At 34.0% G+C, this 22,500-nt stretch carries 19 protein-coding genes; 11 read left to right on the forward strand and 8 right to left on the reverse strand.

The annotated features are described in order from the left end of the window. Positions 1-20: 20 nt before the first annotated feature. Genes AC2DGP_RS10475 through AC2DGP_RS10500 form a run of 6 tightly spaced genes read left to right on the forward strand, consistent with a single transcriptional unit; the run spans position 21 to position 7,050 of the window. On the forward strand, positions 21-2,114 hold the full coding sequence (locus AC2DGP_RS10475; protein WP_484490010.1) for a glutamine--tRNA ligase/YqeY domain fusion protein: 2,094 nt from the start codon (positions 21-23) through the stop codon (positions 2,112-2,114). Between the two features lie 47 nt (positions 2,115-2,161). Continuing rightward, positions 2,162-3,217: a nucleoid-associated protein gene (locus AC2DGP_RS10480; protein WP_484490011.1), complete on the forward strand. Its 1,056-nt coding sequence runs from the start codon at positions 2,162-2,164 to the stop codon at positions 3,215-3,217. An 18-nt stretch (positions 3,218-3,235) separates the two neighbouring features. Beyond that, positions 3,236-3,667, forward strand: a complete 432-nt coding sequence (dut, locus tag AC2DGP_RS10485) for a dUTP diphosphatase (RefSeq protein WP_484490012.1) — start codon at positions 3,236-3,238, stop codon at positions 3,665-3,667. A 54-nt stretch (positions 3,668-3,721) separates the two neighbouring features. After that, entirely contained in the window at positions 3,722-5,092 is a 1,371-nt protein-coding gene (locus AC2DGP_RS10490) for a serine hydrolase domain-containing protein (RefSeq protein ID WP_484490013.1), read from the forward strand. A 3-nt stretch (positions 5,093-5,095) separates the two neighbouring features. After that, entirely contained in the window at positions 5,096-6,256 is a 1,161-nt protein-coding gene (locus tag AC2DGP_RS10495; RefSeq protein ID WP_484490014.1) for a glycerate kinase, read from the forward strand. Between the two features lie 5 nt (positions 6,257-6,261). Continuing rightward, entirely contained in the window at positions 6,262-7,050 is a 789-nt protein-coding gene (locus AC2DGP_RS10500; RefSeq protein WP_484490015.1) for a PhzF family phenazine biosynthesis protein, read from the forward strand. A 54-nt stretch (positions 7,051-7,104) separates the two neighbouring features. Here AC2DGP_RS10500 and sufD read toward each other — a convergent pair whose 3' ends face one another. The 5 genes from sufD to AC2DGP_RS10525 all read right to left on the reverse strand — a co-directional run bounded on the left by sufD (position 7,105) and on the right by AC2DGP_RS10525 (position 11,720). After that, positions 7,105-8,427 (reverse strand): Fe-S cluster assembly protein SufD, encoded by a 1,323-nt coding sequence (sufD, locus tag AC2DGP_RS10505; RefSeq protein WP_484490016.1) that lies wholly within the window; start codon positions 8,425-8,427, stop codon positions 7,105-7,107. 11 nt (positions 8,428-8,438) lie between these two features. Next, the gene (gene sufC / locus AC2DGP_RS10510) at positions 8,439-9,191 is read right to left on the reverse strand and encodes a Fe-S cluster assembly ATPase SufC (RefSeq protein ID WP_484490017.1); all 753 of its coding nucleotides are present in this window, start codon (positions 9,189-9,191) and stop codon (positions 8,439-8,441) included. 12 nt (positions 9,192-9,203) lie between these two features. Further along, complete coding sequence (sufB, locus tag AC2DGP_RS10515; protein WP_484490018.1) at positions 9,204-10,652, reverse strand: Fe-S cluster assembly protein SufB; 1,449 nt, start codon at positions 10,650-10,652, stop codon at positions 9,204-9,206. Positions 10,653-10,682: 30 nt separating this feature from the next. Continuing rightward, positions 10,683-11,012 carry a HesB/IscA family protein gene (locus AC2DGP_RS10520; protein WP_300326402.1) on the reverse strand — a complete coding sequence of 110 codons (330 nt, stop codon included), beginning with the start codon at positions 11,010-11,012 and terminating at the stop codon, positions 10,683-10,685. A 177-nt stretch (positions 11,013-11,189) separates the two neighbouring features. Continuing rightward, positions 11,190-11,720: a hypothetical protein gene (locus AC2DGP_RS10525; protein ID WP_484490019.1), complete on the reverse strand. Its 531-nt coding sequence runs from the start codon at positions 11,718-11,720 to the stop codon at positions 11,190-11,192. 195 nt (positions 11,721-11,915) lie between these two features. Here AC2DGP_RS10525 and thiL point away from each other — a divergent pair, with 195 nt between their 5' ends. Then, positions 11,916-12,974 (forward strand): thiamine-phosphate kinase, encoded by a 1,059-nt coding sequence (gene thiL / locus AC2DGP_RS10530; RefSeq protein ID WP_484490020.1) that lies wholly within the window; start codon positions 11,916-11,918, stop codon positions 12,972-12,974. A gap of 81 nt (positions 12,975-13,055) precedes the next feature. On the opposite strand, the gene AC2DGP_RS10535 is transcribed toward thiL, so the two are convergent. From AC2DGP_RS10535 to AC2DGP_RS10545, 3 genes are all read right to left on the reverse strand, one after another. Next, positions 13,056-14,447, reverse strand: a complete 1,392-nt coding sequence (locus AC2DGP_RS10535; protein ID WP_484490021.1) for a sulfatase-like hydrolase/transferase — start codon at positions 14,445-14,447, stop codon at positions 13,056-13,058. 92 nt (positions 14,448-14,539) lie between these two features. Beyond that, complete coding sequence (locus AC2DGP_RS10540; RefSeq protein ID WP_484490022.1) at positions 14,540-15,082, reverse strand: hypothetical protein; 543 nt, start codon at positions 15,080-15,082, stop codon at positions 14,540-14,542. A gap of 115 nt (positions 15,083-15,197) precedes the next feature. Beyond that, on the reverse strand, positions 15,198-17,072 hold the full coding sequence (locus tag AC2DGP_RS10545; RefSeq protein WP_484490023.1) for an ABC-F family ATP-binding cassette domain-containing protein: 1,875 nt from the start codon (positions 17,070-17,072) through the stop codon (positions 15,198-15,200). Positions 17,073-17,268: 196 nt separating this feature from the next. On the opposite strand from AC2DGP_RS10545, the gene AC2DGP_RS10550 reads away from it, so the two are divergent. From AC2DGP_RS10550 to AC2DGP_RS10565, 4 genes are all read left to right on the forward strand, one after another. Beyond that, positions 17,269-18,957 carry an ABC transporter ATP-binding protein gene (locus AC2DGP_RS10550; protein ID WP_484490024.1) on the forward strand — a complete coding sequence of 563 codons (1,689 nt, stop codon included), beginning with the start codon at positions 17,269-17,271 and terminating at the stop codon, positions 18,955-18,957. 192 nt (positions 18,958-19,149) lie between these two features. Beyond that, the gene (locus AC2DGP_RS10555; protein ID WP_484490025.1) at positions 19,150-19,713 is read left to right on the forward strand and encodes a hypothetical protein; all 564 of its coding nucleotides are present in this window, start codon (positions 19,150-19,152) and stop codon (positions 19,711-19,713) included. A gap of 81 nt (positions 19,714-19,794) precedes the next feature. Further along, a complete protein-coding gene (locus tag AC2DGP_RS10560; RefSeq protein ID WP_484490026.1) occupies positions 19,795-21,138 on the forward strand; it encodes a hypothetical protein in 1,344 nt (447 codons plus the stop codon). Next, positions 21,125-22,477 (forward strand): LPP20 family lipoprotein, encoded by a 1,353-nt coding sequence (locus AC2DGP_RS10565; RefSeq protein WP_484490027.1) that lies wholly within the window; start codon positions 21,125-21,127, stop codon positions 22,475-22,477. Before AC2DGP_RS10560 ends, AC2DGP_RS10565 begins: the two co-directional genes overlap by 14 nt. The last annotated feature ends 23 nt before the right edge of the window (positions 22,478-22,500 follow it).

The following is a 22,500-nucleotide window of genomic DNA, read 5'->3' on the forward strand; positions in this document are numbered from 1 at the left end:
AACATTTCAACTTGTTGAAGATGACAGAAGAAAAAAAGTCTTTGAACTTTCTAGAGCAAATCATTGAAGAAGATTTAAACAATGGTTTACCACAAGAGAAGCTACGTTTCAGATTTCCACCAGAACCGAATGGTTATTTACATATCGGTCATGCCGCATCTATATGTTTAAATTTTGGATTGGGATTGAAATACAATGCCCCTGTAAACTTGCGTTTTGACGATACAAATCCTGCAAAAGAAGAGCAGGAATATGTAGATGCCATCCGTAAAGATGTAAAGTGGCTAGGCTTCCAATGGGACCAAGAGTTTTTCTCATCTGATTACTTTCAACAACTTTATGACTGGGCTATCCAACTTATAAAAGAAGGAAAAGCTTATGTAGACAACCAGTCTTCTGAAGAAATGGCTTCTCAAAAAGGAACTCCCACCGAACCGGGTGTTAACGGACCTAATAGAGATAGATCAGTAGAAGAAAATCTTGATTTGTTTTTAAAAATGAAGAATGGTGAATTTGAAGAAGGTTCTCATATCTTAAGAGCAAAAATAGACATGCAGCATGTAAACATGCATATGCGTGATCCAATTATGTATCGTATTCTTAAAAAAGAACACCATAGAACAGGAAATGATTGGTGCATATACCCTATGTACGATTGGACTCATGGTGAATCTGACTACCTAGAACAAGTATCTCATTCAATCTGTACTTTAGAATTCAAAAGTCATAGAGATCTTTATGAATGGTATGTTGATCAAGTGATTGACCCTAAAAACCTACGACCTAAACAACGTGAATTTGCAAGGAGAAACTTAAGTTATACCGTTATGAGTAAACGTAAACTTCTTCAAATTGTAGAAGAAGGAGTTGTCAATGGCTGGGATGACCCACGTATGCCAACAATTTCTGGATTACGAAGAAGAGGATACACACCAGAGTCTATTCGAAAATTCAGTGAAACGGCTGGGATTTCTAAGAGAGATAACGTAACAGATGTTGCCTTATTAGAATACTGTATAAAAGACGACTTGAACAAAACAGCACCAAGAGTAATGGCTGTTCTAGACCCTTTAAAACTTGTTATCACTAATTACCCAGAAAACAAAGAAGAATGGGTAACAGCAGAGAACAATCCCGAAGACGAAAAGGCAGGATCAAGACAAGTTCCTTTCTCAAAAGAAATTTACATTGAAAAAGAGGATTTTAGGGAACAAGCTAACAAAAAATTCTTTCGTTTAAAACTAGGTGGTGAAGTACGTTTAAAAAACACTTATATCATTAAAGCCAATGAGGTAGTAAAAGACGCTGAAGGGAATATTACAGAAGTACACTGTACTTATGACGAAGACTCCAAAAGCGGAAGCGGAACCGAAGCAAGCAAGCGAAGAGTAAAAGGAACGCTTCACTGGGTTTCGATTGCGCATGCAATAAAAGCAGAAGTTCGTCTATACGACAGACTATTTACTGACGAAGCTCCTGATGGTCATAAAGACAAAGATTTTAAGGAGTTTTTAAATCCGAACTCATTAAATACAGGAACTGCTTTTGTTGAACCAAGTTTAGAAGCCACCAAACCGGGAGACAAATACCAATTCCAACGTAAAGGTTATTTCTGTACAGATACAGAGAGTACGGAAAAAAAATTAATCTTCAATAAAACGGTTGGACTTACCGACTCATGGGCTAAGCAAGAAAAAAAGAGCAATGCACCTGTTAAAAACGAAGCATTTGAAAAAGTGGGCCCGCTTGCTGGAAAATTCCTGAAGGCTAGAAGTGATGAAGAAAGAAACGAATTGAAAGCCACTGTTAAAGAATTAAGCAACAGTATTCCTTTTGAAGCTTTGCTTACTCCTTTTGAAACTGCAAAATCAAATAAAGAAGTCTTAGCTTGTTTGCTTGTATTGGAAACAGGTATTAAAACTGAATTAAATCAAGCTTTTACAAAATTCATTGAAGAGACCTTGAAGATGAAAAATGCAGCTATTAAAGTGGAAATTGTAAAATACCTTCTATCGCATAACAACTTAAAAGAGCAATTCAACAATTTACTACAAACCCTAAAAGAACAGGAACAAAACCCTTATGTAAAAGGATTGCTAGAGAATTCATTATAAAATTAAATGCAGTAGAAATACTGCATTTTTTATTTAAACCAAACTTTATGATTCAAACCGAAGAAACTTTTATTAGTCAGACCATACTTCATAAAATAGGGAATAAAAACACGGATATTGACAATGTATACTCAGAGAATCTTTTAAACACAGAAGATGAAGAATTATACAAACTACTCTTTTCAATGAGCCTAAAACCTTTTGGAAGAATTAATGAGTTTTTCAATTTCAAACATGCTACACACCTCTCCATGAACGAAATGTTTACTTATTGTGCTGAAACGTTTTCAGATCCGAATACCTTTATTGACAATAGCAAACACATAGCAAAACATCTCTTTGAGCAATCTTCTTATCCGCAAATAAAAACTGGAGATTTAATTGTTTCTTATTTTTCTGATATTTTTATCAAAGGTGAATTAGTCGATGCTATTGGTGTTCTAAAAATTGAAAAGAGAACACCTTTTTTTCAAACCTTCAAAGAAGGTAAAGAAATAGTTCTAGGAATCGATAAAGGAATCAACCCGGGAAAATTAGATAAGGGTTGCCTTATTTTAAACACAGAAAAAGAGAACGGATTTACAGTATTAACTATAGACAACAACAACTATGATGCTGCCTATTGGAAACAACATTTTTTAGGCATTGACTTTGCCGATGATGACAATGCACAAACAAAACACTTTCTTGACATGTGCAAATCTTTCTCAAATACGGTTGTACAAGAGAAACTTGGAAAACAAGAACAAGCTGATTTTTTAAGTACCACGCTGGGGTATTTTGCAGAAAAAGACATTGCAAGTCCAAAGGAATTTGAAGAACAAATTTTCGAACACAACGACAGTATTAGAAATGCATTTATCGAATACAAAGAATTATTTGAAGAAAAGAAACAAATAGACTTTTGGGATGAGTTTGAAGTTTCAAATTCTGTATTTGAATCTCAAAAGAAAAAGATAAAAAGCGACATCAAACTAGATACACACATACAAATAAAATTAGACCTCGAAAACCCAAGCTCTTCAAAAGAATATCTTGAAAAAGGATTCGACGAAGAAAAACAAATGCATTTTTACAAGGTATATTTTAATTCAGAATTATAAAAAACACAACTAAATCATATGGAAATTCAAATCATAAACAAATCCAAACACGACCTACCTCACTATGAAACCATTGCCTCGGCTGGAATGGATTTAAAAGCAAACCTAAACGAACCAATTGTTCTAAAGCCTCTTGAAAGAGCCATTATTAAAACGGGCCTTTTCATTGCCTTGCCAATCGGAACAGAAGCCCAAGTAAGACCAAGAAGCGGATTAGCTGCTAAGAAAGGAATCACAGTTTTAAATAGCCCGGGTACCATTGATGCTGATTATAGAGGAGAGATAGGTGTAATTCTGGTAAACTTATCAAATGAAAATTTCACTATTAATGATGGAGAGCGCATTGCGCAATTGGTTATTGCTAAACATGAACGCGCAGAATGGCTAACTGTGGAGGAATTAAACGAAACGGAAAGAGGAACCGGCGGTTTTGGAAGTACAGGAATATAACCGAACCTGCATTCCAAATAATTTATCTAAATTAGAGAGCATAAAGATCTTACTATGAAAATTTTTAAAATCGTAGGTATCCTACTCGTAATTATTTTGGCTATTGTAATATACACACAATACCCAAAACTAAATATAATTGCAGGTTACGCCTCTAAAAACATGAGTTCAAATGTATTTCATGCGCAGAGAAACATAGAACATGTGCACAATTCAGACAATAATGTTCCGTCTATTAAGATTGCTAAAACTTCTGTTGACTTTGACACAAAAATAACCACCTCTAGTGTACTGGGAATTTTATCCCGAAAAACACTCTATAGAGATGGACAAGGAGCGGTTGTAATCGATAAGGATTTTGACGTCAACCAAAAATTTCTAAAACCGAAAAGAACAAAGAACACAAGCGCACTTCCTTACCCTTACGGAACAGGAGAGCCTTTAGACTCTGTTTTCTCAAACATAGATTATCATAAATTAAACATCGCAATTGACAGTGCTTTTAATGAAGATAGCAAGGAATTTTTAAAAAACACAAGATCCGTTCTAGTACTCTACAAAGATCAAATCATTGCAGAACGTTATGCAGATCTATTTAACAAAGAAACCGAATTTTTAGGATGGTCTATGGCCAAAAGTTTACTTGCCACTGTAATTGGGACACTTGAATACAAGCAAGGTTTTGACATTCAAGAACCGCTTGTTAATTTCATGAATCTTAAAAACTGGAAAACAGACGAACGTAAAAATATAACCACCGCTCATCTTTTGAAAATGGTAAGCGGACTAGAATGGGAAGAAGATTACACCAAAATATCGGATGTAACAAAAATGCTCTTTTTAGAAAGAGACATGACAAAAACACAAGCCTTAAAGGAGCTTGAATACGCACCAGGCACTCATTTCAACTATTCTTCAGGAACCACAAACCTTATCTCTGGTGTACTGCGATCACAATTTAAAAGTCAACAAGAGTATCTTGATTTCCCATATACAGAACTAATTGATAAAATAGGAATGAACTCCATGCTTTTTGAAACTGACATGGAAGGAAACTATGTTGGCTCGTCTTACGCTTGGGCAACTACAAGAGATTGGGCTAAATTAGGTTTATTATACTTACACAAAGGAAACTGGAATGGCACACAAATCTTTAAAGAATCTTGGGCCGATTATGCTTCGCTTCCTACAAAGGAGTCTAAAAACGAATACGGCGCTCAATTTTGGACCAATACAGACGGCTATATGCCAGATGCTCCAAAAGACATGTACTATGCAGATGGATATCATGGACAACGCATTTTTATCATTCCGTCTAGTGATCTTGTAATTGTTAGAACCGGATTAACACATACCAAAAGAACAGGCTCTTATGATATTATGAATACCTTAGTAAGAGACGTTCTAGCAGCAATAAAACAATAACTAGTGAAATTTGTAATTGCTCCCGACAAATTCAAAGGTTCACTTACTAGTTTTGAATTCTGTAATATTGCTGAAAAAGAAATTTTAAGAATTTTCCCAGATGCAAAAATAATCAAACACCCCATGGCAGATGGAGGTGATGGCACCCTTGAAGCCCTAAGACACAACTTACAGGCTCAACGAATCTCTACGACCGTAAAAAATGCATTTTATCAACCTATAAAAAGCAACTATCTTTATGTCAAAACCTCTCAAACTGCCATTATTGAAATTGCAGAGGCCTGCGGAATTAAAAGACTTGGAACACACAAACTAGATTGCGCCAAAGCAACTACCTATGGAGTTGGCGAACTCATAATAGATGCTATTGAAAAAGGGGCTAAAAAAATTATCCTCACCTTAGGAGGAAGCGCAACCAATGATGCTGGAATTGGTATGGCCGAAGCCTTGGGTTTCAGATTTAAAGACAAGCACAACAAAACAATCCTCCATCCCACAGGCAAAAACCTATGTGAAATTCATCATATAGAAGATTCAAACATAGATCCAAGACTCCAAAACATTCAATTTGAAGCAGCCTGCGATGTTACCAACCCTTTTCATGGAACAAATGGAGCGGCCTATGTCTATGCACCACAAAAAGGCGCCAACGAGAAACAAATTTTACTTTTAGACAAAGGTTTGAAACAATTTTCAACCCTGGTACAAGACCAATTTTCAATCAACTTACAAAGCATCCCTGGGTCAGGTGCGGCAGGTGGATTTGGCGGTGGTGCCTGTCTTTTTCTAAATGCAAAACTCACCCCAGGCATTGAACTTGTAAAAAGCCTAACCCATTTTAATCAATCCATCAAAAATGCCGATTGGATCATCACAGGAGAAGGTAAACTAGACAACCAAACCTCAGCTGGTAAAACAATTTTAGGAATAATCCAGTCCGCTAAAAAACAAAACATAAAGGTAGCCGCGCTATGTGGCTCTATAGACCTAGACAATCATAGTAAAAGCAAATTACAATTAGACTACACAGTAGCAATCTCAAAAGAAGAAGAAAACCTTAAAGACGCATTTAAAAACGCTCCTCAAAACTTACTACAAAGCTGCATTAAACTGTGTGAACATATAAAATCCACATCCAATAAACTATATTTGGATAAAAAATAGCTTTTATGAAAATCACACTTTACCAAGTAGACGCCTTTACTGAAAAACTATTTGGAGGAAACCCTGCGGCAATATGCATCCTTGACCAATGGCTAGAACCCTCCTTAATGCAATACATTGCTGCCGAAAACAACTTATCTGAAACTGCTTTTGCTGTCAGAAAACAAAATATTTATGAAATTCGTTGGTTTACACCTACTGTTGAAATAGACTTATGCGGGCATGCAACTTTAGCGACAGCATTTGTTCTTTTTAACTATTTCAACACCGAAGCAACCGCGATAGAATTATACTCTCATAGAAGCGGCTGTCTACATGTAAAACTCAAGAAGGACGGAAATATGGTTTTGGACTTTCCGATAGACAAACCCAATAAAGCTGAAACAAATCTAAGTCTTAACAAAGCAATGGGAAAGACACCATTAGCCACCTACAGAAGCAAATCCGATTACATGCTCCTCTATGAATCACAAAAAGAAATCGAAGCGTTACAACCAGAACTATCAGCTCTTTCACAAATCAAAACAAGAGGAGTCATCGTAACGGCACCAGGAGACGAAGTAGATTTTGTATCTAGATTTTTCGCACCTGCCTCAGGCATTGATGAAGACCCTGTAACCGGATCTGCTCATTGTACCTTAACTCCATACTGGAATAAGAAACTAGGAAAAAACACCTTAATCGCAAAACAAGTTTCTAAAAGAGGAGGTGACTTAACCTGTCAGCTAGAGGGGAATCGAGTAAAAATCTCAGGAAAATGTACTCTCTATATGACTGGAGAGATTCACGTTTAAGAATAAAAAAAGCCGACTAAAATTAGTCGGCTTTTTTTATATTATATCAGAATCTTACAAATCAAAACCAATATTTACATCTAATTTCTTAGCTATAATTGCATTTATTTTTGTTTTCAATTCAGGTATTTTTACATCTTTTAAAGCATCATTAGAGAAAGCATACATCAACAATGCCTTTGCTTCTTTCTTAGGAATTCCGCGTTGCTGCATGTAAAACAATGCACTCTCATCAAGTTGTCCAATTGTACAACCATGAGAACACTTTACATCATCTGCAAAAATTTCTAATTGTGGTTTAGAATTCACTGAAGCCTTAGCTCCCACAATAACATTATTATTTTGCTGATAAGCATTAATTTTTTGAGCCGCTTGCTCTACGATCACCTTACCATTAAAGACACCTGTAGAGTTATCGTCATAAATTCCTTTATACATTTCGTGAGATTCACAATTTGGTGCTTTGTGTTCTACTAATGTATGATTGTCCACATGTTGTTTTCCATTCAAAATAGAAATACCATTCATATGAGATACACAGTGCTCACCATTTTGATAAAACTCTAGGTTGTTACGAGTAAGCTTACCGCCAAAAGAAAAAGTATGCACTGAAGCAACACTATCTCTTTGCTGAGAAACATAAGTACCGTCTACTAAAGAAGCTGTTTCTACATCATTTTGCATTTTGTAAAAATCAACAATACCTCTTTTGTTCACAAAAATTTCAGTGACAGCATTTGTTAATGTTGTATTTGAAGTCAAACTTTGATGACGTTCAATAACTTGAACATGTGCATTCTCTCCAACAATTACTAAATTTCTTGGTTGAATAAGAATTTCTTGCTCTGTACCGGTAGAAAAGTTAATAATTTGAATAGGCTTAGGAACCACTTTGTTTTTAGGGATATTGATATACGCACCCTCATGAGAAAAAGCCGTATTCAAATCAGATAAACTATTCTTTTCACCTGCCAATTTATTAAAATAAGCATCGATCACCATTTTATATTTTGGCTTTGTCAATGCAGAAGACATTACACAAATATCCAAGCCATCATGTGTGGTGTTTGATAAAAAAGAACTGAATTTCCCATCAATAAAAACCAAATTATAACAATCTGTTTCATTGATAAAATATTTTTTCACATCCTTATAAGCCAAAGATGCTTCACTCTTTGGAAACACATTATAATCATGTTTTAACACAGTGTTTAAGCTTGTGTATTTCCATTCCTCATCTTTTTTTGTAGGAAATCCCTTGTTCTCAAAATCGCTGAATGCCTTCGAACGAATGTCATGAACATTTGAATCTATATCTACCTCAACCTTGTTTTCAAAAGCCAAAAAAGAGGATACTAATTTTTCTTTTAATTCCATTTTATTTGAAATTATGCGTTCAACTCTTCTTTGATCCAATCGTATCCCTTCTCTTCTAATTCTAAAGCCAATTCTTTAGTACCAGATTTCACGATTTTTCCGTCGTGCAATACATGAACAAAATCAGGAACGATATAATCTAACAAACGTTGGTAATGAGTAATTACAATTACAGCATTGTCTTTGGATTTTAATTTATTTACTCCATTCGCTACAATACGCAAAGCATCAATATCTAATCCAGAATCAGTCTCATCTAAAATCGCTAATTTAGGCTCTAACATAGCCATTTGAAAAATCTCATTTCTTTTCTTTTCACCTCCTGAGAATCCTTCATTCAATGAACGAGATAAGAATTTTCTGTCAATTTCTAACAATTCAGATTTTTCGCGAATTTTTTTCAATAAATCTTTCGCCGGCATTTCTTCTAACCCCTGCGCTTTTCTTGATTCATTGATAGAAGATTTGATAAAGTTAGTAACCGTAACACCAGGAATCTCTACCGGATACTGAAAAGATAAAAACACACCTGCATGAGCTCTTTCTTCAGGAGCCATTTCACTAATGTCTTCTCCGTTCAATTCGATTGAACCCCCTGTTACTTCGTACTCTTCTTTTCCTGCAATTACAGAAGCCATTGTACTTTTACCGGCACCGTTTGGCCCCATAATAGCATGTACTTCACCTGCTTTTACTTCGATATTTAATCCCTTAAGGATATCTTTATCTTCTATTTTAGCTTGTAGATTTTCTATTTTTAACATCGTAATATTTTTTTATCCTACGGATCCTTCTAAACTAATTTCTAATAATTTTTGAGCTTCAACAGCAAACTCCATTGGTAACTTATTCAAAACATCTTTACTAAAACCATTTACGATTAACGCAATAGCTTTTTCAGTATCGATCCCTCTTTGATTACAATAGAACAATTGATCTTCTCCAATTTTACTTGTAGTTGCCTCATGCTCTACTTGAGCTGTCGTATTTTTAGCTTCTATATACGGGAAAGTATGCGCTCCACATTGATCTCCCATCAACAATGAATCACATTGAGAGAAGTTACGTGCATTTTCTGCCCTTGCATTGATTTGCACCAATCCTCGGTAACTATTTTGAGACTTTCCTGCAGAGATACCTTTTGAAATGATTGTACTCTTGGTATTTTTCCCAAGGTGAATCATCTTTGTACCAGTATCTGCTTGTTGGAAATTGTTTGTAACAGCAATCGAATAAAACTCACCTACGGAGTTATTTCCTTTAAGAATGCAAGATGGATATTTCCAAGTTACTGCAGAACCTGTTTCAACTTGCGTCCATGAAATCTTTGCATTTTTCTCGCAAATCCCTCTTTTTGTCACAAAATTATAAACTCCACCTGTACCTTCTTTGTCCCCTGGGAACCAGTTTTGGACAGTAGAATATTTTATTTCTGCATCATCCATCGCAATCAACTCTACTACTGCAGCATGCAATTGGTTTTCATCTCTGGCAGGAGCTGTACAACCTTCTAAATAACTTACATAACTACTTTCATCTGCAATCAACAACGTACGCTCAAACTGACCTGTACCCCCTTCGTTAATTCTAAAATACGTAGACAATTCCATTGGACACTTTACTCCTTTAGGAATATAACAGAAAGATCCATCAGTAAAAACTGCTGAATTTAATGCTGCATAAAAGTTATCCGTTTTTGGAACTACTGTCCCCATATACTTTTTCACCAATTCAGGATGTTCTTGAATTGCTTCAGAAATTGGCATAAAAATAATCCCTTTCTCTGCTAAAGTCTTTTTAAAAGTAGTTGCTACAGAAACTGAATCTACAACAATATCTACTGCTACTCCTTGCAGTTTCTTTTGCTCATCAACTGAAATTCCTAATTTTTTGTACATCTCTAATAAATCAGGATCTACATCATCTAAAGTCTTATTTGGATCTGCTTTTTTAGGTGCAGAATAATAACTTATTTCTTGAAAATTAGGTTTTTCATAATTTACGTTTGCCCATTCAGGCTCTTCCATTTGTTCCCAAATTCTAAAAGCATCTAAACGCCATTCAGTCATCCATTCTGGCTCATTTTTCTTTTTAGAAATTGCACGAACAACATCTTCATTCAGTCCTTTTGGAAAGGTATCCGACTCTATATCTGTATAAAAACCATACTCATACTCTTGAGTTTCCAGTTCTTTTTTTAAGTCGTCTTCAGTATACTTTGACATAATTAATTTAAAATTAAAAGAGTTAATAAATTAAAGAGAAAACGACTCTCCACATCCACAAGTTCTACTTGCATTTGGATTGTTAAAAACAAAACCGGTTCCATTCAATCCACCAGAATATTCTAAAGTAGTACCTACTAGATATAGAAAACTCTTTTTATCAACAATAATTTTAACTCCATTGTCTTCAAAAACCTTATCCTCTTCACTAGAGTTCTTGTCAAAATCAAGATCGTAGGACAAACCTGAGCAACCTCCACTTTTAACACCTACACGAACAAAATCTGTAGCAGAATCATACCCATCATCCGTCATCAATTCGATAACTTTCTTTTTTGCTATGTCTGAAACTTTTATCATAATTAAACTCCTTACTTTATTAAGTGTTTGCAAAGATACAACATGTATCCTGTATTTAGAACAAATCTAACCTGTATTTCTTTATGTGTTAATAGAGGTTATTTATACATGCTCCTTACAGCAAAAAGAAAAAAAATGTGTCATGTAAATTCGCATCTACTCCCTAAAAAAACAGGCCTACCATCTGTACATCACCCCAACAAAACCGCTTAAGCGCCAAGGATCCTCTTCACCATAACGTTCTACCAAGTCAGATCTATGTTTCATATTTCCTAACAATGTAGCACCCCATTTTTTTGTAAAAAAATATCGAAATTCTCCATTTAATTCAAAAAAAGGCTCTTCAACACCCAATTCTCTTCTTACAATAATTCCTACGCCAGGCCCTGCTGCAATCTCCCACCTATTAAATCTATTTTTAGAATCCTCGAAACACAACAAATAATTAACACCTACACCTATAGCTCCATAACTGATTGCATTGAAATTTTCTAAAAAAAAATGATACTCCAAATTTTTATGTTTGTAGGCAAAACGAAACAATAAATTCCACTCTCCAGTCTCACTTGTTTCATAAGGACCAACCGCTCTCATTTTAACATCATATAACAAGGAAGTTCTAAAGCCTTTTTCTGACTGACCAAAACTTGAATTAGAAAAAAAGACCACTACACATAAGATCAGACTAAACTTAAATAAGAATTTCATATTTTATTTTTTTTGGGGGAATTAACTCCATCACAAAACAAGTTTTGTAATTTCATTTCAATTTAGAGATAAATTCCAACAACACAAAACACGGTATTTAACAATCAATAAAAGGTAGTATAACATTCATTTATGACATAAAATTGGGTAAACTCAGAAAAAAGAAAGATTTTTGCAGTTCGAAATTCAAGAATAATGTTAGAAGATAAAACACCAAACAAAACAAGCTTAGCTGAATTAGGAGAATTTGGTTTGATCAATCACTTGACTGAACATTTCAAAATCACTCAAGACTCTACAGAGAAAGGAGTTGGAGATGATGCTGCAGTTTTAGACCACAACGGACTTAAAACACTTGTTACAACAGATTTACTTGTAGAAGGAGTACATTTCAATTTAATGTACATGCCGTTGAAACACCTAGGTTACAAATCAGTAATGGTAAATTTATCTGACGTATATGCTATGAACGGTGAAGCAAAACAAATTACCGTTTCCATTGCAGTTTCTAACAGGTTTCCTCTTGAGGCTTTGGAAGAATTATATGCCGGAATTCAATTGGCATGTAACACTTACAATGTAGATTTAATTGGAGGTGACACCACTTCCTCTCAAACAGGTTTGCTTATTAGTGTAACAGCACTTGGTACAGCAGAACAAAAAGATATCGTTTATAGAAACGGAGCAAAACCTAATGATTTATTAGTTGTTTCTGGAGATTTAGGTGCTGCCTACTTAGGCTTACAAGTTTTAGAAAGAGAACGTAAAGTTTTTGAAGTGAATCCAAACGCTCAACCAGATTTAGATCAGTACACTTACCTGGTAGAAAGACAACTAAAACCAGAAGCACGAAAAGATGTTCCTAAACTTTTACGTGAATTAAATATTTTACCAACTAGTATGATCGACATTAGTGACGGTTTATCTTCTGAGGTGATACACTTATGTAAAAACTCTCAAGTAGGAGCAAATGTATTCGAAGACAAATTACCACTAGACCCACAAGTTATCTCTACAGCAGAAGAGTTTAACATGGACAGCACAATGATTGCCCTGAATGGTGGAGAGGACTACGAACTATTATTCACCATATCGCAAGATGATTTTGAAAAAATAAAAGGAAACCCACATTTCTCTATTATAGGTCATATGACAGACCAAAACGAGGGAATCAATCTAGTAACAAGAGCAAATCAAAAACTAGAACTGACAGCACAAGGTTGGGATGCCATGTTGAAAAAAGAAAAAGAATAGTACACTTTTTTCATATATAAAAAAACAAAAAGTACCCTTCGACAAGCTGAGGGTACTTTTTTTATGAACTATTTTCTCTATCTACTCCCCTCTTACTCTCTTCCCTTCTGATAAAAGATTAGTATAATTTTCTTGCTGAGTAGTCGACAAGTCTCCTGATAACAAATTCGTTGCTTCATATGGGTCTGCAGACAAATCGTATAATTCTTTTACATCAGTATCTATTTCATAAATCAACTTATATGTGGCATTTCTTACGGCATAGTGACCATTATCATTTCCATCTCCAGGAACCTCCGTATAGATATATTCTTTCGAAGTAGCATTCGTATCTTTCAACAAGCTTATTATACTTTTACTCTGGTTAATTTCAGAAACATCTACCCCAGCCAATTCTGCAATAGTTGCGTACAAATCTACTGTATGCACCAACGCTTCAGACTCACGACCTAAACGGGTCCCTAAACCAGAAACTACAAATGGCACATTGACTCCCCCTTGATAAATAGAACCTTTAGAATGTTTGGTCTTATCTGCGTATTGAGATACTCTTATTGGAGTACCGTTATCTCCAATATATATAATGATGGTATTTTCTTTTTCTTCTTCAGACATTGAGTCTATAAACCTTCCCATTTCATAATCCATAGCCTCTAACATTGCTAAATACATATTTAAACTGGTACCAGCTCTAGACTGTGAAGCCTCAGAAATCAAATAATCATCTGGCATATGGATAGGACTATGCGCAGCATTATAGGCTAACCAAATAAACCAAGGTTTGGTTTGTTCATCACGCCAATCAATTGCAAGTTGCGTATATTTTGTTGTTGAATAATTTTCCATTCGCTCAGCATCCGTGGTAGAAGATAGCGTTGTAAGAATTTCATTTTCTATTAGATCATACGACCAGTAATCAGGAACGCCTGAAGATAAATTTCCACTAAAAGTACCCACGTTTGTAACGCTTGTAGGATGATCTACATCGTGCCCTAGATGCCATTTTCCAAAAACTGCCGTTGCGTAAGCATTGCTTGTATTCTCATTAATATAAGATTGTAACGATTTATGAGAACTTGACAAAGATACATTTCCTCCTGGCGCCTTAATGCCATTTTGAACACCATGTTTCCCTGTAATGATAGAAGCTCTCGTAGGTGAACATCTAGCATAAGCCCATGCATTGTCGAAAACCAAACCATTATCCATCAACTTTTCGAGGTTAGGCATCTCTGGTTTTACTGCGTTCAAATCCTCCAAATAGTTTGGAGTCGCATCAACACTAACATCATCAGCAATGATTAACAAAATATTTGGATGGTCTGTTTGAACATCATTTACCGGATCTTCTGTTTCCTCTTCCTCCTCCTCTTCTATAACAACCTCCTGTTGTTCTTCTTCAACAAGAGCATCAGAACAAGCAACAAAAAAAGGCAAAAACAAAAACAGAATTGAATAAAAAAGTCTTCTCATGGTAGTAATAATCTAGTTAAATACAATAGGTTATATACATAACAAGTCAATTTAACATTACCCTACCCCTTCTTTTGGAAATTAACCTTCTTTCAATTCCACACAAATACCAAACCTGAATATACATTATAACGCATTTGAAAATTGTCTTGATAAATCTCCTCTAAATCACTTCTATACCTATAATTAACACCTAACTCTAAACCGATATTTTTAGTCATAAAAAATCTAATACTACTATCGATCGCAAAATTAAACATCAGAACTTTTTCTTCAAAATCCTGATTTCTTTTTATGAAGCCAACGTCAGCACCAACAGGCAAAACCCACCTATGAAATTTCTTGGGATCTTTTTCTAATAAAAATTTATATTTAAAAAACAATCCAAAACCATAGTATTCAATAGCAGGAAACAACTCAGTAAAAGCACCTATTTCATATCTTAAGTGATGACAGGCGACACGTATGGTCATATCCAACTCACCATGCTCACTCGTTTCATAAGGGCCCTCAATTGCCATTTTAGGATCCAAAGAGATAGAAACCAAACCTTGACTTTGTGCACTAGAACTTGCTATACTAAAACAACTTAGCACAAAACTCAATACCCATATTTTTAGAACACCCTTTTTCATAACATTAATTTTTTTAAACTAACGTATAATAGGGGGTGGATAACTAATTTAGTAAATTAGAACCCTAAAAACAAGAATCTTATAAAGTATTTTTGACCTCTAAAAAAATAAAGGTTTAACCCTCCATTTTTGCAGACAAATCAAACCAACGTTCTTCTTTCTGCTCAATCTCGTCAATAATTTTTTGAAGCTTAATCGAAATTTCATTTACCTCATTCGGTGCAACTTCTCCATTAGCAAATTGAGTTTCTATTTTTTCTTTTTGCTTTTCTAGTTTTGCTATATCTGATTCCAAAGTACCAAATTCACGCTTTTCATTATAGCTCAATTTTACTTTTGGTTTTGAAACCTCTTTTTCTTTTGGCTGGGCTATTTCTACCTTAACCTTGACCTCTTTTGTCTCTTTTGGTTTAGAATCTTCGTAAGCTCTATAATCAGAGTAATTACCAGGAAAATTCTCAACCACTCCTTCTCCTCTAAAAACAAATAAAGAATCTACTATTTTATCCATAAAATATCGATCGTGAGAAACGACTAATAAGTTCCCTGGAAAATCTAGTAAAAAAGCTTCCAAAACATTTAAGGTTACAATATCTAAATCATTTGTAGGCTCATCTAAAATCAAAAAATTAGGATTCTGAATCAACACAGCACATAAAAACAATCGCTTGCGTTCTCCTCCACTTAATTTTTCTACGAAATCATACTGACGTTTTCTATCGAATAAAAAACGTTCTAAAAGTTGACTTGCAGAAATTTTATTCCCTTTTGCCAACGGAATATACTCTCCAAACTCTTTGATAACCTCAATTACTTTCTGACCTTCTTTAACGGTAATTCCACTTTGAGTATAATAACCATATTTTACAGTTTCACCCAAAATAATTTTACCTTGATCCACAGGCTCTTTCTGAGTAATTAAATTTAGAAAACTCGACTTACCAGTTCCATTTTTACCGATAATCCCAATACGCTCTCCTCTTTTGAAAACATACTCAAAACCATCCATAATTTTTAAGTCGCCATAAGACTTATACACTTTATGCATTTCAAGAATTTTACTTCCCAAACGCTCCATATTAATCTCAAGCTGCACTTTGTGCTCTATTCTTCTATTGTGTGCTTTTTTCTTAATCTCAAAAAAATCATCAATTCTAGATTTAGATTTTGTGGTTCTCGCCTTTGGCTGTCTTCGCATCCAATCCAACTCTTTTTTGAATAAATTCTTCGCTTTTTCTTGCACTACTTGTGCTAAGGCAATTCGCTCCTCTTTTTTCTGAAGATAGTAAGAATAATTTCCTTTGTAACTATACAATTCCCCTCCATCCAATTCAATAATTTCGTTACAAACACGCTCTAAAAAGTAACGATCGTGGGTTACCATAAACAAGGTGATTTTTTCTTTCGCAAAAAAGGACTCCAACCACTCAATCATCTCTAAATCTAGGTGATTGGTTGGCTCATCTAAAATCAACAGATCTGGTTTATTAATCAATACTGTTGCCAAGCCCAAACGCTTTTTTTGACCTCCTGACAAACCTTCTATCTTTTGATGAATATCATCAAATTTCAACTTAGATAAAATTTGTTTGTATTGCGTTTCAAAATCCCATGCATTATACTGATCCATTAAATCAAAGGCTTTTTGATAAGCATCGGTATCTTCTGGGTTTTCTAAAGCATTTTCATATTGTTGAATTACTTTTAAAACCGGATTTTCTGAGGCAAAAATCACCTCTTCTATCGTCAGCTTCGGATCAAACTTATCATCCTGAGCCAAATAAGCAACTTGAATATCCTTTCGGATTACCACCTGACCTGTATCAGAAGTATCTCTTCCTGCAATAATGTTTAAGATGGATGTTTTTCCTGTACCGTTTTTTGCAACAAAGGCAATTTTTTGATCTTTATTAATTCCAAAAGATAATTTATCAAACAATACGCGCTCTCCATAAGCTTTGGAGATATTTTCTACAGATAGGTAATTCATGAAGTCTTTGCTATTAGGATGGCAAAGATACAGAGACTCAAGGCAATATTAATACTATCCAGTAAAAAGATACATTTCAAAAATTTTACAAATTAAAATAAAATAGAAAACCACTTTTTTTAGGTACTTTTATCTTTCTTAAAAAAGAAAAACACTCCCACTAAAACGACACCTATTTAGAGGGTAAATGAAAAAGATGGCAAAAAACAATCTACTAGAAGTCAAAAACCTAAAAATCTCCTTTCCTTCAAAAAATGAACGAAACGAAATGGTACATGGTATTGATTTTCAAATTCAAGAAAATGAAATTGTAGGAATTGTAGGAGAGTCTGGTAGTGGTAAATCAATTTCATCATTAGCCATTTTAGGGTTATTAGATAAAAAAAACAGCTTTTTAGAAGGAGAAATTCTTTTTGAAAACGAAAATTTGTTAAGCTTAAAAGAAAAAGAATTTAGAGCTCTTAGAGGCTCTGAAATTTCTATGATTTTTCAAGAACCCATGAGTTCTCTAAACCCAAGCATTACCTGTGGTGCTCAAGTCATAGAAATTTTACAACAACATCAAAAAATTTCTAAAAAAGAAGGACGAGCAGAAGTCGTTCGTTTGTTTGAAAAAGTAAAACTGCCAAGAGCAACGGAAATGTTTGACTTGTATCCGCATCAAATTTCGGGTGGACAAATGCAACGTGTTATGATTGCCATGGCAATAGCCTGCAAACCAAAATTATTAATTGCTGACGAACCAACAACGGCATTGGATGTTACGGTTCAAAAAAACATTATCTCTCTTTTAAAAGAACTACAACAAGAAACTGGGATGAGCATTTTATTTATCTCTCATGATCTTTCTTTAGTTTCAGAAATTTGCGATCGGGTTGTGGTAATGTATCAAGGAAATATTGTAGAACAAGGTAATGCTAATGCGATATTTAAAAATCCTCAAAACAATTATACAAAAGCGCTTATTCAATCGAAACCAAGTATTGAGGTTCGCTTAAAAAAACTTCCTTCAGTAAAAGATTTTATTGAAAACACCGTAGAAACAGAAATATATTCATCAGAAGAGAGAGCACTTTTCCATAAATCAACCTATGCTCAAAAACCACTTTTAGAAATCATCGATCTAAAAAAATATTATCTAGGCAATAAAAAATGGTGGTTTCAAAAAGACACTTATGTCAAAGCTGTAAACAATGTGTCGTTTAAATTATACCCCGGAGAAACTCTTGGTTTGGTTGGAGAGTCTGGCTGCGGTAAATCTACACTAGGAAGAACTTTAATGCATTTAGAAAAGGCAACTTCTGGATCGGTTTTGTACCAAGGAAAAGACCTAACCCAACTCTCTAAAAAAGACATAAAAAAACTAAGAAAGGATATTCAAATCATTTTTCAAGACCCTTTCTCTTCCTTGAACCCAAGAATAACGGTAGGAGAAGCCATCTTGGAACCTATGAAAGTTCATAAGCTTTATAAAAATCATAAAGAACGAAAAGAAAAAGTACTATCGATTCTAGAAAAAGTGGGGCTGCTACCAGAGCATTTCAATCGCTATCCACATGAATTCTCAGGAGGGCAAAGACAACGTATTGGAATTGCTAGAACCATAGCTCTACAACCTAAACTAATTATTTGTGATGAATCTGTATCTGCTTTAGATGTATCTGTGCAAGCACAGGTATTAAACCTACTAAACGATTTGAAAAAAGATTTTGGATTTACCTATATCTTTATTTCACATGATCTTTCTGTGGTAAAATATATGTCCGATCAACTTGTTGTAATGAACAAAGGTAAAATTGAAGAACTTGGAGATGCAGATGAAATTTACCAAAACCCAAAATCAACTTATACTCAAAAACTAATTTCATCGATTCCAAAAGCGTAAAAACCTATAAAAGGACTTAAAAAAAAATGTAAATTGCTAAAAAAAGACACGCAACATACTGCTCTGAATTTAAACAACTTGAATATTTAAAAACATTTTCAAAAAGCCTCTCTAAACATTTTTTAAGAAAATTTTAAAAAACATGGTACAGTTCTTGAAAATACAATCAACAAATAAAAAATTATGAAAAACATGAAAAAAATTACACAAGCCCTTTTGATTATTGCTTTAGCTATAAACTTTACAGCATGTAAATCTAAACAGCAAACTGTTTCTGCCGGACCAGGGGAAGAAGAAATAATTATTCCTTGCTCTGGAGAAGATTTTAGATCAGACAAAAAATACATCCGAGCAAGCTCAATGGGAGAGAGTCAAGATATGACCATCGCTAAAAAGAAAGCAAAAAATAACACCTTGCAAGAATTAGCAGGTAAGGTTCAAACTACAATTCAATCTGTGGTAGATAACTATCAAAACTCTACAGGAACACAAGACGGAGAAAATATCTCTAAACGTTTTGAAGCTTTAACAAGAGAGGTTGTGGATGTTGAATTAAGCAACTACACTACATCATGTGAAAAACTTACAAAAACTAAAGATGGGAAATACCGTTCTTATTTAGCCTACGAAATAGAGGTTGATGCTTTGATCAAACCTTTAAGTGCTAAAATTTCTCAAGATGAAGTTCTAAAAATTGACTACAACTACGAAAAATTCAAGAAAAATTTTGAAGACGCGCTAAGCAAAAACAAATAAGCTTTTCTAATCCTAATACTAAAATCACAATAAGAGAGTTCCACTATTTTATTGTGATTTTTTTTAAAAAAGCATCTCTCTATGAAAAACTGCCTATACCTATTGATGGCAGCGGTTCTCTTGGTTTCATGTAAAGCCAAAAAACTAAGAAAACAAGCTTATCAATTCGAACAACACGGAGCTTTTGAACAGGCTTCTGACTATTATTATAAATCCTTACAAATTGACAACAACAACGTTGATGCTATTGTTGGATACAAAAAAAACACACAAATTGTTTTAGATAACATTTATGAAGAGTTTTACACTGCCTTTAAAAACGCAGACTACAAATCGGCTATTTATCTTTACGATGATGCAGAACAACTAAAAGCAAAAGCAAATAGAGTTGATGTTAAACTTCAGAAACTAAATGATTATAGTGTATATTACAACGAAGCACTTGACCATTATTTGGAAAAACAATACAACAAGGGCATACAATATTTAACTCTGGAGAATTTCAATGCTGCAAAAACAATTTTTAGTGAAATTGTTCACTTTAATGAAATTTTCAAAGATGCTAAGTACCAGTTAAAAAAAGCAACTTTAGAGCCCCTTTATCTAGATGGTATAAAATACTTAGAGACAAATGCTAACAGAAAGGCATATTATCAATTTAATGACATTTTAAAACAAAATGACTACAAAGATGCCTTGCAATTAAAAAATGAGGCGTTAGAAAAAGCTACCATAAAAATAGCTATCAGGCCCTTTGTTGCAAACAGAAATTACAGTAAAACTAAACAAGAATTTAGACAATATTTTATTTCAAATCTTAACGAGATTCCTTCTCCTTTTTATAAAATCATTGAAGTTCCTTCTTTAAAAGCAGGACAACCTTTGGACACACAACTAAATCTTGCGAAAAAATCTGGAGCAAAAGCCTTGTTTTCATTAAATATTGACAATGTTTCGTTTCACAAATCGCGACTTACAAGTGAGCGTTACAAAGCTTACCAAAAAGTTAAAACCTCTTACAAAGACGAAGCCGGAGAAACCAAAACAAAGATTGCATACAATAAGATCACAACAAATCTCTATAGTCAATCAGAACAAGCAAGTATCAACCTAGAATATAAACTTATCTCTACCATAGACAGAAGTGTACTTATCAACAAAGTATTGAGAGATCAAATATCTGATCAAGTACAATACATGCGCTATAATGGAGACTACGAACAATTGGTCCCTGGGTATTGGGAGCACCAAAACAAGGCCCATATTTCAGATAAAATTAGAGACTATTCATCAGATGTAAGACAATTACAATCTTATTTCAAAACTAGATCATCTTTAAAATCTTCCTCAGTTTTATACAACGAACTCTTAAAAAAGATGAACAATGATTTCACTCAACCAATTGCTGACTATGACCCAAATTAAAATTATAAGACTTTCTTTTATTCTTCTATTAGGTCTCTTATTTAGCTGTGGTAGCTCAAGAAAAGCTGCACAACAGTTTGAGGACTTACCCTTATGGGTGAAACAAAAACCGCAAAACGAACTTACTTATTATGGTGTTGGTAAAGCGGCAAAGTCGGGATTCCCCGACAGATATATAAAAACGGCAGAAAGACAAGCACTGGCTGATTTAGCAGAACACATTTCTGTAAATGTAAATACAAATTCTCTTTTATATCAATTTGATATTGATAATGAAAAAAGTGACTTTTACATGAATAAGCAGAAAATTGAGAGTTCCAAATTCATAGAAGGCTATACTATTTCTAAAACTTACGAAAACGAGGATTACTATTGGAATTTAATTGAAATTTCTAAAACAAAGTATGAAGAACTTAGAATAAAAAGAAAAAACACAACCTTAGAAAAAGCCTATGGATTTTTTAAAACAGCACAAATTAAATTAGATAAAAAAGATCTCTATGATGCTACTTCGTTTTTTGTAAAATCACTTGAGACCTTAAAACCATATTGGGGAGAAAAAACAATTTTCACAAAAAACAACGGCGAAAATATTGATCTCACCATAGCTAATATAGATGAACTTCATTCTCTATTTAAAAATTTAGAGGTTACAAAAAACATCCAAACAATAAAAGTAGCTAGAGGAGACCAATTGAATAACATGAAACCTGTGGCTATTTTGACCCATGATTCATACGGCGCCATAGAACATTTTCCTTATACTATATCTACTTCTTTCACTTTAGAAAAGTCTAAACAATTATTCACCCGAAAACAAGGAGAAATCACAGTATTACCAACAATCGTTGCTAGTAAAAACCAACAAGAAACATTAACTGTTACAATAGATGGTAAAGAAATTTTAAAACAACTTACTACAGACCTCATCCTTAGAAAAATATTGACAAATTCTGTACCCAAACCTATAAACGCTTCTTTTAAAATTGAGGTCACCCAACCATTTATTGATGTAAAATTAACCACAAAAAACAGGGCCTTAGACCTACAAGGAATATCGATCAAAACAGCGAGTTTTTTTGATAAAAAAGGAATTTACAAACCCTTAAAAAAGTCTGACCTATCATATAAATTATGGATAGAAATCAATCCCGTTGATACAACCTCTTTCCTAGTGAATACGAAGCTAAATAGTGTGTCAAATCAAAAACTATACATCACGAGCAGAACCATTAAAATAGACCCTTTTGTTTATGACACTAAAGAAAAAATTCTGAACAGTATTTTTAACACAATCAAAAGAAAAGAACTTACAAAAGTTTTAGAAATAATGGAGTAATTTATAAGGTTAAGGAACTTTTA

Source organism: Flavicella sp. IMCC45537 (genome assembly GCF_057197705.1).

Excerpts from the sequence above, each read along its gene's own strand:
- AC2DGP_RS10500 (WP_484490015.1), top strand. The coding sequence starts at position 6,262 with ATGAAAATCACACTTTACCAAGTAGACGCCTTTACTGAAAAACTATTT.
- AC2DGP_RS10535 (WP_484490021.1), bottom strand. The coding sequence starts at position 14,447 with ATGAGAAGACTTTTTTATTCAATTCTGTTTTTGTTTTTGCCTTTTTTT.
- AC2DGP_RS10480 (WP_484490011.1), top strand. The coding sequence starts at position 2,162 with ATGATTCAAACCGAAGAAACTTTTATTAGTCAGACCATACTTCATAAA.
- AC2DGP_RS10540 (WP_484490022.1), bottom strand. The coding sequence starts at position 15,082 with ATGAAAAAGGGTGTTCTAAAAATATGGGTATTGAGTTTTGTGCTAAGT.
- sufD (WP_484490016.1), bottom strand. The coding sequence starts at position 8,427 with ATGGAATTAAAAGAAAAATTAGTATCCTCTTTTTTGGCTTTTGAAAAC.
- sufB (WP_484490018.1), bottom strand. The coding sequence starts at position 10,652 with ATGTCAAAGTATACTGAAGACGACTTAAAAAAAGAACTGGAAACTCAA.
- sufC (WP_484490017.1), bottom strand. The coding sequence starts at position 9,191 with ATGTTAAAAATAGAAAATCTACAAGCTAAAATAGAAGATAAAGATATC.
- dut (WP_484490012.1), top strand. The coding sequence starts at position 3,236 with ATGGAAATTCAAATCATAAACAAATCCAAACACGACCTACCTCACTAT.
- AC2DGP_RS10490 (WP_484490013.1), top strand. The coding sequence starts at position 3,722 with ATGAAAATTTTTAAAATCGTAGGTATCCTACTCGTAATTATTTTGGCT.
- AC2DGP_RS10560 (WP_484490026.1), top strand. The coding sequence starts at position 19,795 with ATGAAAAACTGCCTATACCTATTGATGGCAGCGGTTCTCTTGGTTTCA.
- AC2DGP_RS10525 (WP_484490019.1), bottom strand. The coding sequence starts at position 11,720 with ATGAAATTCTTATTTAAGTTTAGTCTGATCTTATGTGTAGTGGTCTTT.
- AC2DGP_RS10565 (WP_484490027.1), top strand. The coding sequence starts at position 21,125 with ATGACCCAAATTAAAATTATAAGACTTTCTTTTATTCTTCTATTAGGT.
- AC2DGP_RS10545 (WP_484490023.1), bottom strand. The coding sequence starts at position 17,072 with ATGAATTACCTATCTGTAGAAAATATCTCCAAAGCTTATGGAGAGCGC.
- thiL (WP_484490020.1), top strand. The coding sequence starts at position 11,916 with ATGTTAGAAGATAAAACACCAAACAAAACAAGCTTAGCTGAATTAGGA.
- AC2DGP_RS10555 (WP_484490025.1), top strand. The coding sequence starts at position 19,150 with ATGAAAAAAATTACACAAGCCCTTTTGATTATTGCTTTAGCTATAAAC.
- AC2DGP_RS10520 (WP_300326402.1), bottom strand. The coding sequence starts at position 11,012 with ATGATAAAAGTTTCAGACATAGCAAAAAAGAAAGTTATCGAATTGATG.
- AC2DGP_RS10550 (WP_484490024.1), top strand. The coding sequence starts at position 17,269 with ATGGCAAAAAACAATCTACTAGAAGTCAAAAACCTAAAAATCTCCTTT.
- AC2DGP_RS10475 (WP_484490010.1), top strand. The coding sequence starts at position 21 with ATGACAGAAGAAAAAAAGTCTTTGAACTTTCTAGAGCAAATCATTGAA.